We start from the raw sequence: 15,690 nt of genomic DNA, 5'->3' as shown, positions 1-15,690 counted from the left end.
GGCGGCGCGGGCGGGATTGCTTGCCCCCAATGGCCGGGTAACCTAAATGGGGCGGACCGGGAGGAACCCGGAGCAGCCTCCGGATCAAGATGGGCCTGATTGCCAACATCAAAACGTCGCTGAAGGCGTGGGAAAGAAACCTGCGTGCGTCCTTCAACGTGGCCCCCGATACGCCTGCGGCCCGGAAACGCGCGCAGTTCTACATCGACTTTTTCGACCACGGATACCTGCGCAAGGTCTGGCGCAATTTCCATCTGGTCGCGCCGGGCGTCTATCGGTCGAACCACCCAGACCGCAAACATCTGACGCGGATACAAGCGCTTGGGATCAAAACGGTGATCAACCTGCGGGGATCGGACCCGAATGCCACCTATCTGATCGAACGCGAAGATTGCGACCACCTTGGCCTGACGCTGATCGATTGCAATCTGGTCGCGCGCTCGGCCACGCCCAAGCAGCACATCCTCGACCTGATCGACGCGATGCGCCATGCCGAAAAGCCCTTCGTGCTTCACTGCAAGTCCGGCGCCGACCGGTCAGGCTTTGCCGCCGCGATCTACCTTATGGAGTTTCAGGGAGAGACGGTCGCACAGGCCCGCCGGATGCTGGCCCCGCGCTATCTGCACTTCAAAGGCACGATGACCGGGATCCTCGACCATATCCTCGACACCTATGCCGCGCGTCAGGCACAGGGCGAAATCAGCTTTGAAGACTGGGTGCGGACAGAATACGATCACCAGACGATGCAGTCGTCATTCAATCAAGCCCGGGGGATCGCGTGACCGATACGCCGCAACACACGCCCCCGCCCCCCATTAGCCCCGAGGCACGTGGCCTGCTGGGATGGCTGTGGCGCGATTACCTGCACAAATACAAATGGTGGATGCTGGCGGCGCTGTTCTTCATGTCGCTCGAAGGCTCGATGCTGGGCGCGCTGTCCTACATCATGAAACCGATGTTCGACACCGTCTTCATCGAAGGCAACGCCGGTGCCATTGGCTGGGTCGGCGCGGCGATCTTCGGGATATTTATCATGCGGGCCGTCGCGTCGATGGCGCAGAAGGTGCTGCTGGCGCGGATATCGCAGTATTCCTCGGCCGAGATCCGGATTGATCTGCTGAAGCATTTGATGCGGCAGGACGGGCTGTTTCACCAGTCTCATCCGCCGGGCTACCTGATCCAGCGGGTTCAAAGCGACGTGTCGTCGATCAACGACGTTTGGAATTCGATCCTGACGGGCGCGGGTCGCGACGCCGTGGCCCTTGTGATCCTGATGGGCGTGGCGATTTCCGTAGACTGGCGCTGGACCCTGATCGCGCTGGTCGGAGCACCTATTCTAGTGCTGCCGTCAATCCTTGTGCAGCGGTTCGTGCGCCGTCGCGCCCGCGAGGCGCGCGATCTGGGCGCGAAACAGGCCACCCGGCTGGACGAGGTTTTTCACGGCATCATCCCGGTCAAGCTGAACCGACTGGAAGACTATCAGTCGAAGAAGTTCACCGGGCTGACGAACGATTTCGTCCGGGCCGAGGTGCGCGCCACCCTTGGCACAGCCGCGATCCCTGGCCTGATCGACATCATGGCGGGCGTCGGATTTCTGGGCGTGCTGGTTTTTGGCGGCGGAGAGATCATTTCGGGCGAAAAGACCGTGGGCGATTTCATGTCGTTCTTCACCGCCATTGGCTTTGCCTTTGAACCGCTGCGCCGTCTGGGCACCGTTACGGGCGTCTGGCAGGTGGCCGCCGCCGGGATCGAACGGATCCGCGACCTGCTGGACGTGGTGCCGACGATCCAGTCGCCCGCCAAACCTGCAGCGCTGCCCGACGGCGTGCCTGACGTGGTGCTGCGCGACGTGGACCTTAGCTATGGCGACGCACAGGTGTTGCACGGTCTGACGCTGACCGCCAAGGCCGGAGAGACCACAGCGCTCGTCGGGGCCTCGGGCGCGGGCAAATCCACCGTGTTCAACCTTCTGGCGCGGCTGGTCGAACCCCAACAGGGCAGCGTCACCGTTGGCGGCACCTCGGTGTCCAATCTTTCGCTGGGGGATCTGCGCGGGCTGATTTCAGTCGTGTCGCAGGATGTTGCGCTGTTCGACGAAAGCCTGCGGGAAAACATCCTGCTGGGCCGGACAGATGTGACGGACGAAAAGCTGCAGCAGGTGTTGGACGACGCCCATGTCACGGACTTCCTGCCCAAGTTGCCGGATGGTCTCGACAGCCCAGTCGGCCCACGTGGGTCGAACCTGTCTGGCGGTCAGCGCCAGCGCGTCGCCATCGCCCGCGCCCTTTTGCGTGACACCCCCATCCTGCTGCTGGACGAGGCGACCTCGGCCCTTGATGCGGAATCGGAAAAGGTGGTGCAGGACGCGCTGGACCGGCTTAGCCATGGCCGCACCGTGCTGGTGATCGCCCACCGGCTCTCTACCGTGCGCGAGGCCGACAAGATCGTCGTCATGGACAAGGGTCAGGTCGTCGATCAGGGCACCCACGAAGAGCTGCTGGAGCGCGGTGGCCTTTACGCCCGTCTACACGATCTGCAGTTCAGGACGGACGGGATGACCGCCGATAAGATTGCGCAAGATCGTGCGGGTCGGCGCCTGCTAGATACCGCGAAAGCAGGATCAGGTTCCGCGTCCCGCGGCGCAGCCAGCCTTCCCGGACGTATCTTTCGGCGCTTGTTCGGGCAATGATCGGCAGCCGCGTAATGCGCGGCAGCCGACGGGCCAGCGCCACGTCTTCCATCAACGGTATCTCGGGGTAGCCCCCGACCTGTTCCAGCATATCCGCCCGGATCAACAGGCCCTGATCGCCGTAGGGCAGGTTGAACAGGCGGCTGCGCAGGTTGGCCCAGCCAGCCGTCCATCTGGCCCCTGCCCCGGTCTGATCAAAGCCTAGCGTGAAATGGGCGGGCGCATCTTGGCCCAGATGTCCGGCCACCGCGTCTGTCCAGCCCTGCTGCAACTGCGTGTCCGCGTGCAGGATCAGCAACCAGTCGCTGCCCGCCTCTGCCACACCGCGCGCGATCTGCGCGCCGCGTGAGGCCTCACCACTCAGATAAATGGCCCCCAGTTCTTCGGCCACAGCGGCGGTATCGTCGGTCGAGCCCCCGTCCGTCACGATCAGCGACCGGATCAGCCCTGCGTTCAACCCTTCGAACAGCGCCGCCGCGCATCCCGGGAGGCTTTGGGCAGCGTTCAATGTGGGGATGATGACAGTTATCGGGGCGCGCATGGTTTTGTCGGGACGGATCAATGTTATATCTGACCCGAACCCATGCAAAGCGAGCGGCAAAATGACAAGTGAAAAGGCAGACGGTCCCCGGCGGGTCCTGCGCATCAGCGGGGCAGACTGGTATGATTTCCTGCAAAACCTCGTCACGAACGATCTGAAAAAACTGTCGGATGGCCCGGTCTACACGGCCCTGCTGACCCCTCAGGGCAAGTTGATCGCGGATTTCTTTTTGATCTCGGACGGCGACGGCGTGCTGCTGGATGTGGCCGAGGTCTGGGGCGACATGCTGAAACAGCGGCTGTCGATGTACCGCCTGCGCGCGGATGTGCAGATCGAAGATACCGACCTGAAAGTGCGTCGCGGAACCGGCGATGCGCCCGAAGGCGCGGTCCTGGACCCGCGCTCTCCGGCGTTGGGCTGGCGGTTGTACGGCCCAGAGGACGGCGATGACGGGTCGGATTTCGTGGCGATCCGCGTGGCGCAGATGATCCCGGAAAGCGGCGTCGATCTGGGGCCCGACAGTTATATCCTTGAGATGGGGTTCGAACGGCTGAACGGCGTCGATTTCCGCAAGGGATGTTACGTCGGCCAAGAAGTCACCGCGCGAATGAAGCACAAGACAGAACTGCGCAAAGGGCTCCGCCTTGTGCATGTCGGCGACGGCGCCGAACCCGGGGCCGAGATTACGCGCGACGGCAAACCCGTAGGCACCCTGCTGACCGTCGCAGGCGATACCGCGCTGGCCTACCTGCGGTTCGACCGGATCGGCAACGGCATGACCGCAGGCGATGTGCCCGTGACGCCGCTGGCCTAGGGCGGCACATTACAACGCAAAAGGCCCCGGAAAACGCTCCGGGGCCTTTTCGTCAGGTCCGATGCGATTACGCGCGTTCGGAATATTCCATGGTTTCGGTGTTCACGATGATATCTTCGTCCTGACCGACGAAGGGGGGCACCATGACCTTCACACCGTTGTCCAGCACGGCAGGCTTAAAGCTGTTCGCGGCGGTCTGACCTTTGACGACCGGCTCAGTCTCGACGATCTTACAGGTGACTTTCTGCGGCACGGTGGCGTTCAGCGCTTCGGCCTCGTGGAATTCCACGACGATGGTCATGCCGTCCTGCAGGAACGGGCGACGATCGCCCAGCAGGTCCGCGGGCAGTTCCACCTGATCATAGGTTTCCGTATCCATGAACGTCAGCATGCCGTCGGTTTCATACAGGAACTGCATGTCGCGCTGTTCCAGACGCACGCGTTCCACCTTATCCGCCGAGCGGAAACGTTCGTTCAGCTTCGACCCGTTGCGCAGGTTCTTCATCTCGACCTGAGCGAAAGCCCCGCCCTTGCCGGGCTTGACGTGGTCGACCTTCACAGCAGCCCAAAGGCCACCGTTATGTTCCAGAACATTTCCGGGTCGAATTTCGTTTCCGTTAATCTTTGGCATGTCAAATACCGCCTTGTCGGGTTGATCGCTGTCAACGCGTGCCTATATCTGTAGCTGTGGCTTGTGGCAAGGTTTGCCTCATGCCGGGGGAAAACGCAGATATGCGCCTGACGCATAGCAGGGTTGAGAAAGTTGCCCACCCGAATCGACACATTTTCGCCATAAACGGCGGCACGCCCTATCTGCAAGAGCAATAACAAAGGACGAAACATGAAAGATTTCGTTGACGGCACGGCATTCAACAACGAACAAGGCAACCGCTCGCGGAAGCTGTTCGCTGCCGTCGTCCTGGCTGCCCTGGACGATGCCATCGCCGATGACAAGAAGTATGGTAATGGTCCGGAACAAATCGCCCGTTGGGCCCGTTCCCGTGACGGTCGTGAGGTGCTGAGCTGCGCCGGTATCGACCCGAACGAACGTGTTGTCTCCGGTCTGATGGAATTCGTTTCCCGTGGTGTCCGCACCTCGGTCGCGCTGTCGCGTGAAGAAAGCGAACGCCGTCATGCAGCAGAACAGGCTGACGCAGCCTGATCCTGACGCACATTGCGCAAAAAGACGCGCCCTTCCGGGGCGCGTTTTTTTGTGGCCCGTTGATGGGTTGTGTGCGTATGACACCCTGAAAGCATGGCCCTGATACGGGGCCAGAAACAGGGGGCGACATGGCACGCGCAATCATGATTCAGGGCACCGGGTCCAACGTCGGTAAATCGATGCTGGTGGCCGGATTGGCCCGCGCCTTTGCGGATCGTGGGCTGCGGGTCGCGCCGTTCAAACCCCAGAACATGTCCAACAATGCCGCCGTCAGCGCCGATGGGGGCGAAATTGGCCGCGCGCAGGCGCTACAGGCCCGTGCGGCCCGGCTGGCGCCGCACACGGACATGAACCCAATCCTGTTAAAACCCGAAACGGACACCGGCGCACAGGTGATCGTGCAGGGCAAACGCTATGCCACGCTGGCCGCGCGCGACTATGCCAAGGAAAAACCCGCGCTGATGGGGTTCATCCTACAATCCTTTCGCCGTCTGGCCCAAGGTGTCGATCTGGTCATCATCGAAGGCGCGGGCAGCCCCGCCGAAATCAACCTGCGCGCGGGCGATCTGGCCAACATGGGCTTTGCCGAGGCCGCGGGCGTGCCCGTGGTACTGGCGGGCGACATCGACCGTGGCGGCGTGATTGCCCAGCTGGTCGGGACACAGGCTGTGCTGTCCGACAGCGACGCGGCCCATATCAAAGGGTTCATCGTGAACCGCTTTCGCGGTGATCCGACGCTATTTACCGAAGGGATGGAAGAGATCGCCCGCCGCACAGGATGGGACGCGCTTGGTCTGGTTCCGTGGTTTCAGGATGCATGGCGTCTGCCGGCCGAGGATGCGCTGGATCTGTCCTCCGGCCCATTGAAGCGCGGCTTCAAGGTCGCGGTGCCACATCTGAACAGGATCGCAAATTTCGACGATCTGGACCCGCTGTCGTCTGAACCGGGCGTAACGGTCGAGATCGTCAAAGCAGGCCACCCCCTGCCCGGCGACGCGGACCTTGTGCTGATCCCCGGCTCTAAGGCGACAATCGCCGATCTGGACCATTTCCGCGCCCAAGGCTGGGACATCGATCTTGCGGCCCATATCCGGCGTGGGGGTCATGTGCTGGGGCTTTGTGGGGGCTACCAGATGTTGGGGCGTTGGATCGATGACCCTGACGGCATCGAAGGACGACCGGGCCGTCATGCAGGCCTTGGCCATCTGGATATCGAAACGGTAATGAGCCCGGCGAAACGGGTGCAATTGACCGATGCGGTGCATCCAGACAGTGGCGCAGCATTGTCCGGTTATGAAATCCATCTGGGCAAGACGACCGGCCCCGATTGCGACCGCTCATGGCTGCAGATTGGTGACGTGGCCGAGGGCGCGCAATCAGCGGATGGCCGGGTGCGTGGGTGCTACCTGCATGGGCTTTATACCTCTGACACCTTCCGCGCGGCCGATCTGGCACGCATGGGCGCGGCCTCTGGCCTGAGCTACGAAGCCGGGGTCGAGGCGACCCTTGATCACCTCGCCGCGCATGTCGCGCAACACATTGATCTGGATCGCCTGCTGGCGTTGGCAGAAGAGGTCTAGTCGATCTCGTGCGCGGACAGCGCGCGGTGGATTTCCCGCCGCACCAGTTTACGCACGTTCCGCGTGATACGCTCGCCCAAGGCGCCCTGTAGCTCTTGCCGGACGATTTCGGCGACCATGTCGCGCAGCATTTCTTCGTCGATGACAGTCGGGTCTTCGGCGGTCAGCGCGTCCTGATCGTCAGCGGATACCAGATCATCACCGTAATCCGCGTCTTCCCAATCCTCTGCGGCCTGCGCATCGGCAAAGGCCTGCGCAATATCCGCGACATCGGGCTGCTTGGCCGCCTCAGTCGGCGCCTCAACTTCTGGCGCGCGGGTCTCGGGCGTGCTGGCGGCGACGCGCAGATGCGCGCGCGCGGCGTCCTGCATCGCGGCCTTGTCTGCGTTTTCAACCGGATCGACCTGCCAGTCCTCATCGGCAGCGGCCTCATCATTGGGCGTCTGGGCCGATCCGGCCTCGTCCTCGACCTCATCCGCCCAAGGCAGAGCCGAGGGCTGAGGCCCGGGGGCCGCGTCTGTTTCTTCGTCGGCTTCGGGTTCCCAGTCGCCGCCCTGATCGCGGATCACGGATGCCACGTCCGCCACGCGCTGATGCAGCGACTCGACCCCGCGATGACGCAGGAACGTCGGCACGATCGTGTCGAGGTTATCGTCAGGCTCGGTCGTGATGTCGGCCATAGCGGCTGCAGTGTTGGCTGCGGCGGGCGTAATGTCGTCGTCAGCTTCGACCTCTGCGACCATCGCCTCGGGCTCTTCCACCTCGGCCCCGGTCAGATCGATGTCGTCTTCGTCGTATTCCGCCGCGTCGATGACCTCTTCGGCATCAACAAACACATCGGACACATCGGCATTCGGCGTCAGGGACAGGGTGTCGTCCTCTTCCACCGAGTCGTCTTCGTCATCGCCAGCGACCAATGCGGCCAGCGCGGATTCGATCGCCATTTCCGGCGTGGTCTGATCTTCGACCACCTCGGGCTTCAGCGTTTTAATCCCCTTCAGCGGCTTCTGTTCTTTGCGGGACACCTGTTCGCCAGCGGCGCGGACGCGCTCCATCAGGCTTAGCAGGTCGGCCTCTCCGTCGCCGGGCTGATCGCTGGGTTCCGCGTGGATGAAATCCGCCTCGTGTTTGTCGGCGGAATCAACGCGCAGCGCGGGCGTCAGGATCAGGCGATCATTCGCCTCGGCCTTCGAAGGAGCTGGCGCGGATGCGGGCGTGCTGGACGGTTCCTCCGGCTCTGCCGCATTCAGTGAATTCGTCCCAGCATCACGGGTTTGCGAGCGGATTTCTTCGGAAACAAGTTTCCGAATCGAGGACAGTACATCCTCAATCTGCACATTGGTTACAGGATCTGACATGTTATTCCCGCCGATTTGCCTCACGTAAGGGTAACGCGAAGCGCGTTTTTACTCAATGGATGCAGCGGATTTTACTAATTACCGATTTTGCGCAGCACGCGGTCCAGCTTCTGGCCCTGCTCACTGCGCCCCGCCGGGGCATCCTTGACCATGTTGTAATAGCCTGCGGGGTCGTAAATTCTGACCTTGAGCCGGAGTTTCTGAGCGGTGAGTTCTCCCATCGCTGCCAGCAGGGTATAGCCTGCTGCGATCTCGTCAACCTGTGCCGAGATCAAATTTGCCCGCGCGTCGAGCAATTCCTGTTCCGCGTTCAGCACGTCCAACGTGGTCCGTGCACCCAGCGTCGCTTCTTCGCGGACACCGCGGAAGGCCACCTGTGCGGCACGCACCTGTTGCTGGCTTGCTTCGATCGACGACCGGGCCACCTGAAGCGTGGCCAGCGCATTGCCGACGTTCTGGCGAATATCATGGGACACGACGTGCAGGTTTGCGCGATCCGCGTCACGGTTCTGCATCGCCTGCCGCTGAAGCGAGCTAAGCCGCCCGCCCGCATAAATCGTCTGCTGCGCGCCAAGACCCACCGAGGCCGAGCGGCTGTGCGCCCCCGTGCCCAGCGTGTCGCTCAGCCCGATCGAGCCGGTGATCGACACCGTCGGGCTTAGCGCCGCATCGGCCAGTCGCACCCGCAGTTCCGAAATCGTCACCAGACGCCGCGCGCGATCCATCGACGGATGCTGGCGCAGGGCCTTGTTTGACGCAGCTTCCAGCGAATTCGGCAGATGCCCCAGCCCACCGGCAGGCGACAAACGGCCCGGCTTGCGCCCCACTGCAGCCAGATATTCCAACTGCGCGCGGGCCAGATCACCCTGAGCGGCGGCCAGACCGGATTTCGCAGCGGCCAGCCGCGCCTCGGCCAGCGATACGTCGGTACGGGTCACCTCCCCCACTTCGAACCGGTCACGGGCGGCGCGAAGCTCCTGGGTCAACAGGCGCATGTTGCTTTGGCGCAGGGCCACGAATTCCGATGTGCGGCGAACGTTCAGATAGGCGATGGCTGCGCGCTGCAGCACCTGCTGTTCCAGCGCCAGCAGCGCTTCGCGTGTGGCGAGCACCGTTTCCTTGGCAATCTCGACGCCCAGCGCGTTCTGGCCGCCATCATAGACGACCAATTGGGCGGTCAAATTCAGCGATGCGGTCGAGGAATTCGACGACACTTCGGTAAACCCGGTCCCGGCCGACGCGCTGGTGGCCAATTGGTTGTTCAGGTTTGCCGACCAAGTGACGATCGGGCGCAGCGCAGCCATGGCTTGTGCCACACCTTCGTCGGCAGCGCGCAGCAAGGCACGGTTCTGATCCAGCAGGCCAGAGTGTTCATAGGCCGAGGCCAAGGCATCCGCGAGCGTTTCAGCAGAGGCCCGCACCGGCGTCAGCGCCGTGCCTGCCGTGACGGCCAGCGCGGCCAGCGTCAGTTTCAATCCGTTGGTCATTCTGCCCATCTGCCGCCCCTTGCCGTTCTTCGGCTTATTCGCTGCGCCCGGCCCTCTTACAGGGCGAAGGCCTGATGTTTTTCAAATCCCGGCAAGACCGGCGCACCCGCGTTGAAGGCAAAGCGCCAGGTCATCTGGCCATCGATCCGATAGCCGATCCGCACCACGCCCAGCCGACCTTCGGCAAACAGCGCGACGATCCGGCCGCCGTCTTTCAGCAGGTCGGTGATGTTCTCGGGCATATGTTCAACAGCGCCGCCCACGACAATCACGTCATAAGGCCCGTGTTCTGCCGCGCCATCCGTCAGGCTGCCGGTCACGACGACCACGTTATCAAAAGAATTGGCGGCCAGAGCGGTCGTGGCATCCTCGGCCAGCGACTCGTCTTCTTCCAATGCGATGACCGCTTCGGCCATCCGCGACATCACGGCAGCGGAATAGCCCGTGCCGGTGCCAAGGTCCAAAACCAACTCATCAGGGTGGATGTCTGCGGCGTCCAGCATCTTGGCCAGCGTGCGCGGCTCCAGCACCACACGGCCCTGCCCCAGTTCGATATTCTCGCCCAGATAGGCCGCTTCTTTTTTGTCCCCGGGGACAAAATTTTCACGCGGAACCGACAGCATCGCGTCAATCACGGGAAACTTGGTCACGTCAGAGGGGCGGATCTGGTTGTCGACCATCATGGTGCGACGCGCGGCGAAATCGGTCATGAAGTTTCGGTCCGTTCGAATTCTGATTGCATGTTCTTTGCCACAACTTCGCGGACGCAGCAACGCCGCGCGACCGGGCAACGCGCCGGTGGTGGTAACAATTTATCGAAACGTTGCGGTATTGACGCCCACGCGGGTTTCTAGACGCTTGCAGGCCGCGCCGAGATCGGCTACCTCAGCCAAACCGTTCCGAGGCGAGTTGGCGGAGTGGTGACGCAGCGGATTGCAAATCCGTGTACACCGGTTCGATTCCGGTACTCGCCTCCAAACGTTTTCAATGACTTAGCGATGACTCTGTGGCGCTCCGCGCACAAGAATCCCGTTGGTTTACAGCTGGTTTACATGGCGGTTTACAGGTAACCGCCCATTTCAGTGAAAAATGGATGCTTCAGAGCAAGCATTTCAAGCACGCTTTGCACGTCACATGCGTCGCCTGAACCTCAAGAAGGTTCCCAATACCGAAACAACTTGACCGGGCAGTTTCTCGCAGTAGGGTGATTGAACGGCCACTGCGCAGGCCGGTGTGCCCGCCATGCGAAGTTTAGCAGCGTTTGACATTCACGGTTCATCATCCATGCATTGAAATAGGCAGGGACTGATTATCAGCGGGCACATAGTCAGTTCCTTATCGGAACTGGATCATGACTAAACACAACGTAATCAAGAAGATCAAAACACTCGCAAAACGCTATGCGCGCACTCATCGGGTTTCCCAAAGTGTGGCGCTGGATGAGGTGGCAAGAAACATCGGCTTCAAGCATTGGCAAGACCTTTGCAAACAGGAAAAGGCCGGTTGGAAGCCGACTCAAGAAATACTGGCTAACGCCCACGATTTTGCCGAGAAACTCCATCCAAACAAAACTTCAGATGAACCCCGACATGAAGACGATGCCCTTGCCCACTTTCTGAGTGCAGAAGTGAAACAAGGAACTCTGCGGGGTCACCCTTATCACCTATTCAACTCATCCGATGACGTGATCATAGCGGGAAATGGCTGGAAGATTATTATCCCGGAGGCGCCTTCGCGCCCGCCAATCTGTACAGTCGAGGAGCATAGGGCCGATGGAAGCCCTGTATTTGACCGGGGCTTTCGAACCGAAGCGTTGGCGATAGCAAATGATCTCGCCAGGAAAGTTCGCGCCCGCATCGCTGTAGATTGGGATCGTCGTTGCACCCATCCCGCACAAGATGGCACGGTACGACACCCACTCAATGGTGGTGAAGCAAAAGCTTGGTATTGCCACAGCTGTGATGCTCAAATGACCGGTCGTGATGTTGCGAAGAACTTTTGGCACTGCACTGACTGTGGAACCACTCCATTGAACATTCACAAGGAACCGTTCAAGCCCGAGGTTCCCGTAGAAAGTTCGGATCGCCTGCCTCCGGACAGACCTCGCAATCCTCGAAAAGTGCCCGATGTCTCAATTGTTGAAACAACCCATAGGCTTGAAATCAATGAAGACAGCGTCGCCTTGCTGATAAGAACCGCTCTTCTTGAAGAGGCGGCGAACACCAGTGAGCGCCTTGGTGCTCTCTGCGCGGAAATCACATGCTTTGACGACGACAGTGTTATCGTCGGGCTGGACGAGGATCTTTGGCCGGAAGAAAAGGTCCCCGTGATTGCAAAAGAGGTTGCGCGCTCATTGAGCCTCGAACTGGATTTCGAAGTCATGATGTTCAAAGCTCCATTCGCTTGGCCCGATTTAGGCAAGTATGCTGCCAGTGCGGCCGAATACACGACGTTAATGACCGCAGCCTATCGGGAGCACGGCAAGATCGTCCGCAATTTCGGAAAATGAACATGGGTTGGGCCCAGAATGCACTCTGCTTCGGGCCCAACTCAGCCGCTTACGCCGGCTGGTTTCATAGGGCGGCCGAGGCTTTCTTCGCCGCTTTCGCTGCTCGTTTCCGCTCTTTCTTCTTCGCTTTGGCGAGTTTCTTGTTCACCTCGTCGGACACCTCGGGGACAAGTGCGGCGTACTTTTCAATGATATTCGAAGCGTGACGCAGACCCCATCCCATCGTCACGGCGATCTCGTTGAGAGAGCACCCAGCCCGTAGCAATGCAGTGGCAGCAGTCCCGCGCATGTCGTAGAGACGCAGATCATCACTGATATGGATGTTCGACTTGTCGGAAGAGGCGGCGTTGTTGGCCCTTTTCTTCAGGTCACGTACGATCTGAGAAGCACGTTCCGGCGTCAGCCGTCCTCCGGTCTTATTCACGACGAGGTACTTCTGCCCAACTGGCGTCGTGTCGATCAATTGGGCCATCTCTGGCGTCACTGGGATCGCGACCGATGCTTCCGTTTTGGTCCGTTGAAAGTACAAACGACGACCCTTGGGCGTCCTCTGAACATGGCTCATCGTTAAGATGCCGATGTCCTGAGGCGTCAACCCGCCTTCAGACGCGGCGACGACAATGCGGGCCTCCACTTCATCGGCAACATCGAGGAGAGCCTGGATTTCTTCGGGCTTCCAGATGATCTCGGCACGGTTACACTTGTAGAGCTTCTTCTGCCCAACATGATGGTGCACTTCGATACTCAACTCAGCATCTTTAACCCAGTTGAGGAAAAGCGTCACAACCGTCCCAGCATAGTCGAACTGCTTCAAGGAGTCGGACCATTTGTTCTTCCATTCCAGAATTTCAGCCACTGAAGACTTCTGCTCGAACATCTGGATCGGGTCTTCACCAAATTCCTTCGCGAACGAGTCCAGGAACTTGCGGTAGTCCTTCTTTGTTCGAGGCTTAAGAGCTTTGAAGTGTGGCGAAACGATGAACCGATCCACGACGGCTTTGGTCAGATCCCGGTTCGGTATCACAGCAGTCGGAATCTTTGCCGTAGCCGCCGCGAGGGCCTGGAAATATGCTTCGCTGCCTTCGACGATTTCCATGTCGGAGGACCAAAAGAGAGGGCCACCACGACAGGCGTAATGATACGTCTTCGGACCGCTCTTCAGTTTCTTCGTCACGCGGTGGATGCCGGCGAGGCTCATGGCGGGTTTACTTACCTTTTTTGGCATTTCGTAGCCTCCGGTTCGCGACATGATCTACCGGAGCGTCTGGGGACGGCTCCGGGACATTGTCGTTTGCTGGTGTTGTTTGGTGGAATGCGTCCAGGCGTTCGCGAACCGCTTTGGGATCGTAGAATCCGGGACGCATGGGTGCCGGTCGGATACCGACGCGGGAGGTCCACCGCTTGAACTTTGCGAGGCCGGCTTCGTCGGTTTCGAAACCAAATTGTATGGCGAGATTTTCGACCGGAATGAAGATCAGAGAGTACTTTTCGCTGATCATCTCGATGATGGAGTTTCCGAGCTGTTTTTCAGTTTTCATGACGTGCGCTTTCACTTGCGTTGTTGATCATGAAAAGGAGATCGGAACGTCTTCTGCAGATCGGTGGGATCTGAATTTTAGGTTCGATATCTCAATGGGAACCGCGAAAACGGACATCTGCGAGCCCTCCTGGTGCATACAAGATGGTGGGGTTTGGTGGGGAGAGAGAGGCGAACGAGCGCAATATGATGTGCCAGACGCAGGGACACACGCCTGGCACACGCTTAAGCTGATCGACCTACTCGTCCGTCAGCTTGAGCAGCCTCGAGGTCGTGAGTTTCATAAAAAACAGGTCGTGTGCCCGAACGATCTGCGCATGAGCGTCATTCAGATGGCTCATGAAATTGTTGTACTGGCTTGGTACGTCCGACTCGTACTCGTCAGGGAAGTTCTTCATCAGATCGATCAACTCGTCGATGAAGCGTTCCATAGGCGTGTTGATGATGTCGCGATCCACTACTGCGCTGTGCAAAACGTCGAAGTAGTCGTGCGCCTCGGGGGGATAAGCGCGCCAGTCGGTTTCCATGATCCGACAGGCTTCGCGGACATTTTGAAGAAAGTCGGCCAGAAGGCTGGGCAAGCAATCCATCTCGTTGCGAACATCCGGCTGGAACACGACATGGCGATGGGTGTTCATCCCGGTGAACATGGTCGGGAAAGAAGGGTGTTGTGTCATTTTGTTTTCCTTTGAACGGAGGCACCGGGAACGTCCGGCCCTCAACTTGAGGGGCCGGACGAGCCGTGGTGCTGAACGTCATTCTTCTGGGAATTCAGGCAGAGTTGGCTTTCGCGGCGTCACGCCGCGACCGGAGAGATCGTTGTCGAGTTCCTGCCTATGCCGATCCGCGATACGGGACTGCGTGCTAAGGTAAGCGCGGACACTCTGCATGCGCTCGTAGCTGTCGCCAATCAGCCGACCGATGATCGGTGTTCCCGTCTCCGGGTGGATCGCGAAAGAGGCATTATGGACGGATATCAGCAGCGCTCGGTAAGCGTCGAAAGCCGTCGACTGATCGAGACCTGCGGCTGCGAGTTCGGCAGGTCGTATGACGTCGATCGAGGTCTCGACCAGCGAAATGCTCCATAGCGGTCTGCTGTTTGCGAGAGTCAGGCATCGTCTCCGAAGGTTTCGCGACTCCTCGATGACGAGACAGGGCCGCGCCAAGACTGGTCCGGGTTCGTCGGGGGATGGAAAGTGGAAAAGCAAGACGTCGCCCACTTGGGCCTGATCGGCCCAAGCATGCGGCGTCGACAAAGGATGGTCGAACATCGGACGCTCCATGTTTGAGTTGCGGGTTCGACGCGTCCCTTTGGCGTGTTCGGGATTGGCTAATCGGGCTGCGCGTCACGACGCATGCGCAGCCCGAATGGCCAATCAGCTTGGGGTGGCCGGAGGGGATGGCAGCGCCCCTTCGGTCCCGCGGAAGGCGGCCTGCGGGTGCAGGGGACGGCGAGTGTCCCTGCCCGGGAGTGTCGAGAGAGGGCGGAGCGCCTCTTTCGTCCAGCTGACGGCTGCCTGCGGGTGGAGGGAGAGTGGCGAACGACTCCTTCCGAGCAGGGGTGCAGGGGAGTGCGGAACGACGCCCTGCCCCGGCAGGAAGCCTGTGGAGAGTTTGAGAGGGCCAAGCGTCTCTCAAGCGCCGCGCAGCGGCGCGGGGTCCGGGGCGGCAGCCCCGGCGAACGGTAGGATGCAGAAAGCCGGTTTTCCGGCGGCCTGCATCCTACTTAGTGAGTAGGTTTGTTTCAGGAAAACAAACCGGCCCTGGCTTGGTTCGCGCATGCCGTTGGCCTGCCTGCGGCGCAGGCATCAACGCAAATCGCACCAAGCCCAAGAATTTCACGCTTTGATCCCAACCTATCGTAGGTGGGCTATGAGTTCTAAGTTTTGGTCCGAGCACGGCCCCAACTTTGTCATAGACGGCGCCACTGAGAGGTATGGGCGGAAAGCTGACTTTCACTGCCCATCTTTGTAGCACACTCCAATTTTTGGAAAGCAGTCGTTCGAGGGATTT

14 protein-coding genes, 1 tRNA gene and 1 pseudogene are annotated in these 15,690 nt (G+C 60.3%); 7 read left to right on the top strand and 9 right to left on the bottom strand.

The window, feature by feature from the left end; translation table 11 throughout:
• Positions 1-89 precede the first annotated feature (89 nt).
• Positions 90-782, top strand: coding sequence for a dual specificity protein phosphatase family protein (locus tag ACI3GR_RS02590; RefSeq protein WP_407492372.1), 693 nt, complete (start codon positions 90-92; stop codon positions 780-782).
• Positions 779-2,689, top strand: a complete 1,911-nt coding sequence (locus ACI3GR_RS02585) for an ABC transporter ATP-binding protein (protein WP_407492370.1) — start codon at positions 779-781, stop codon at positions 2,687-2,689. The genes ACI3GR_RS02590 and ACI3GR_RS02585 overlap by 4 nt, the downstream gene beginning before the upstream one ends.
• Here the strand turns inward: ACI3GR_RS02585 and ACI3GR_RS02580 are convergent.
• A pseudogene (locus tag ACI3GR_RS02580) lies at positions 2,625-3,230 on the bottom strand (glycosyltransferase); the annotation flags it as partial. The gene ACI3GR_RS02585 and the pseudogene ACI3GR_RS02580 sit on opposite strands and share 65 nt — an antisense overlap.
• A gap of 61 nt (positions 3,231-3,291) precedes the next feature.
• Here ACI3GR_RS02580 and ygfZ point away from each other — a divergent pair.
• Positions 3,292-4,044 carry a CAF17-like 4Fe-4S cluster assembly/insertion protein YgfZ gene (ygfZ, locus tag ACI3GR_RS02575; protein WP_407492368.1) on the top strand — a complete coding sequence of 251 codons (753 nt, stop codon included), beginning with the start codon at positions 3,292-3,294 and terminating at the stop codon, positions 4,042-4,044.
• A gap of 67 nt (positions 4,045-4,111) precedes the next feature.
• Here the strand turns inward: ygfZ and efp are convergent, their stop codons facing one another.
• The gene (gene efp / locus ACI3GR_RS02570) at positions 4,112-4,675 is read right to left on the bottom strand and encodes an elongation factor P (protein WP_407492366.1); all 564 of its coding nucleotides are present in this window, start codon (positions 4,673-4,675) and stop codon (positions 4,112-4,114) included.
• A gap of 210 nt (positions 4,676-4,885) precedes the next feature.
• On the opposite strand from efp, the gene ACI3GR_RS02565 reads away from it, so the two are divergent.
• On the top strand, positions 4,886-5,206 hold the full coding sequence (locus tag ACI3GR_RS02565) for a DUF6280 family protein (protein ID WP_009805987.1): 321 nt from the start codon (positions 4,886-4,888) through the stop codon (positions 5,204-5,206).
• A 128-nt stretch (positions 5,207-5,334) separates the two neighbouring features.
• On the top strand, positions 5,335-6,786 hold the full coding sequence (locus ACI3GR_RS02560) for a cobyric acid synthase (RefSeq protein ID WP_407492365.1): 1,452 nt from the start codon (positions 5,335-5,337) through the stop codon (positions 6,784-6,786).
• On the opposite strand, the gene ACI3GR_RS02555 is transcribed toward ACI3GR_RS02560, so the two are convergent.
• The 3 genes from ACI3GR_RS02555 to ACI3GR_RS02545 all read right to left on the bottom strand — a co-directional run bounded on the left by ACI3GR_RS02555 (position 6,783) and on the right by ACI3GR_RS02545 (position 10,341).
• Positions 6,783-8,144 (bottom strand): hypothetical protein, encoded by a 1,362-nt coding sequence (locus ACI3GR_RS02555; RefSeq protein ID WP_407492364.1) that lies wholly within the window; start codon positions 8,142-8,144, stop codon positions 6,783-6,785. The genes ACI3GR_RS02560 and ACI3GR_RS02555 overlap by 4 nt on opposite strands.
• A gap of 74 nt (positions 8,145-8,218) precedes the next feature.
• The gene (locus tag ACI3GR_RS02550; protein ID WP_407492362.1) at positions 8,219-9,640 is read right to left on the bottom strand and encodes a TolC family outer membrane protein; all 1,422 of its coding nucleotides are present in this window, start codon (positions 9,638-9,640) and stop codon (positions 8,219-8,221) included.
• Positions 9,641-9,687: 47 nt separating this feature from the next.
• Positions 9,688-10,341 carry a protein-L-isoaspartate O-methyltransferase family protein gene (locus tag ACI3GR_RS02545; protein WP_407492361.1) on the bottom strand — a complete coding sequence of 218 codons (654 nt, stop codon included), beginning with the start codon at positions 10,339-10,341 and terminating at the stop codon, positions 9,688-9,690.
• Between the two features lie 193 nt (positions 10,342-10,534).
• Here ACI3GR_RS02545 and ACI3GR_RS02540 point away from each other — a divergent pair.
• A tRNA-Cys gene (locus tag ACI3GR_RS02540) sits at positions 10,535-10,608 on the top strand.
• Between the two features lie 374 nt (positions 10,609-10,982).
• Positions 10,983-12,140, top strand: coding sequence for a hypothetical protein (locus ACI3GR_RS02535; RefSeq protein WP_407492360.1), 1,158 nt, complete (start codon positions 10,983-10,985; stop codon positions 12,138-12,140).
• Positions 12,141-12,204: 64 nt separating this feature from the next.
• On the opposite strand, the gene ACI3GR_RS02530 is transcribed toward ACI3GR_RS02535, so the two are convergent.
• The 4 genes from ACI3GR_RS02530 to ACI3GR_RS02515 all read right to left on the bottom strand — a co-directional run bounded on the left by ACI3GR_RS02530 (position 12,205) and on the right by ACI3GR_RS02515 (position 14,948).
• A complete protein-coding gene (locus ACI3GR_RS02530; protein ID WP_407492359.1) occupies positions 12,205-13,365 on the bottom strand; it encodes a tyrosine-type recombinase/integrase in 1,161 nt (386 codons plus the stop codon).
• On the bottom strand, positions 13,346-13,678 hold the full coding sequence (locus ACI3GR_RS02525; RefSeq protein ID WP_407492358.1) for a hypothetical protein: 333 nt from the start codon (positions 13,676-13,678) through the stop codon (positions 13,346-13,348). The genes ACI3GR_RS02530 and ACI3GR_RS02525 overlap by 20 nt, the downstream gene beginning before the upstream one ends.
• A gap of 238 nt (positions 13,679-13,916) precedes the next feature.
• Positions 13,917-14,354 carry a hypothetical protein gene (locus ACI3GR_RS02520; protein ID WP_407492357.1) on the bottom strand — a complete coding sequence of 146 codons (438 nt, stop codon included), beginning with the start codon at positions 14,352-14,354 and terminating at the stop codon, positions 13,917-13,919.
• A 78-nt stretch (positions 14,355-14,432) separates the two neighbouring features.
• The gene (locus tag ACI3GR_RS02515; RefSeq protein ID WP_407492355.1) at positions 14,433-14,948 is read right to left on the bottom strand and encodes a hypothetical protein; all 516 of its coding nucleotides are present in this window, start codon (positions 14,946-14,948) and stop codon (positions 14,433-14,435) included.
• Between the last annotated feature and the right edge of the window lie 742 nt (positions 14,949-15,690).

This window comes from Pseudooceanicola aestuariicola, assembly GCF_045763785.1.
Lineage (GTDB): Bacteria > Pseudomonadota > Alphaproteobacteria > Rhodobacterales > Rhodobacteraceae > Pseudooceanicola.
The sequence above is the reverse complement of the archived record's forward strand: the minus strand, read 5'-3'. Positions and strand labels throughout refer to the sequence as shown.

What these genes read in the sequence shown, in the direction of transcription:
- ACI3GR_RS02590 (WP_407492372.1), top strand. Translation starts at nt 90, where the DNA reads ATGGGCCTGATTGCCAACATCAAAACGTCGCTGAAGGCGTGGGAAAGA.
- ygfZ (WP_407492368.1), top strand. Translation starts at nt 3,292, where the DNA reads ATGACAAGTGAAAAGGCAGACGGTCCCCGGCGGGTCCTGCGCATCAGC.
- efp (WP_407492366.1), bottom strand. Translation starts at nt 4,675, where the DNA reads ATGCCAAAGATTAACGGAAACGAAATTCGACCCGGAAATGTTCTGGAA.
- ACI3GR_RS02565 (WP_009805987.1), top strand. Translation starts at nt 4,886, where the DNA reads ATGAAAGATTTCGTTGACGGCACGGCATTCAACAACGAACAAGGCAAC.
- ACI3GR_RS02560 (WP_407492365.1), top strand. Translation starts at nt 5,335, where the DNA reads ATGGCACGCGCAATCATGATTCAGGGCACCGGGTCCAACGTCGGTAAA.
- ACI3GR_RS02555 (WP_407492364.1), bottom strand. Translation starts at nt 8,144, where the DNA reads ATGTCAGATCCTGTAACCAATGTGCAGATTGAGGATGTACTGTCCTCG.
- ACI3GR_RS02550 (WP_407492362.1), bottom strand. Translation starts at nt 9,640, where the DNA reads ATGGGCAGAATGACCAACGGATTGAAACTGACGCTGGCCGCGCTGGCC.
- ACI3GR_RS02545 (WP_407492361.1), bottom strand. Translation starts at nt 10,341, where the DNA reads ATGACCGATTTCGCCGCGCGTCGCACCATGATGGTCGACAACCAGATC.
- ACI3GR_RS02535 (WP_407492360.1), top strand. Translation starts at nt 10,983, where the DNA reads ATGACTAAACACAACGTAATCAAGAAGATCAAAACACTCGCAAAACGC.
- ACI3GR_RS02530 (WP_407492359.1), bottom strand. Translation starts at nt 13,365, where the DNA reads ATGCCAAAAAAGGTAAGTAAACCCGCCATGAGCCTCGCCGGCATCCAC.
- ACI3GR_RS02525 (WP_407492358.1), bottom strand. Translation starts at nt 13,678, where the DNA reads ATGAAAACTGAAAAACAGCTCGGAAACTCCATCATCGAGATGATCAGC.
- ACI3GR_RS02520 (WP_407492357.1), bottom strand. Translation starts at nt 14,354, where the DNA reads ATGACACAACACCCTTCTTTCCCGACCATGTTCACCGGGATGAACACC.
- ACI3GR_RS02515 (WP_407492355.1), bottom strand. Translation starts at nt 14,948, where the DNA reads ATGTTCGACCATCCTTTGTCGACGCCGCATGCTTGGGCCGATCAGGCC.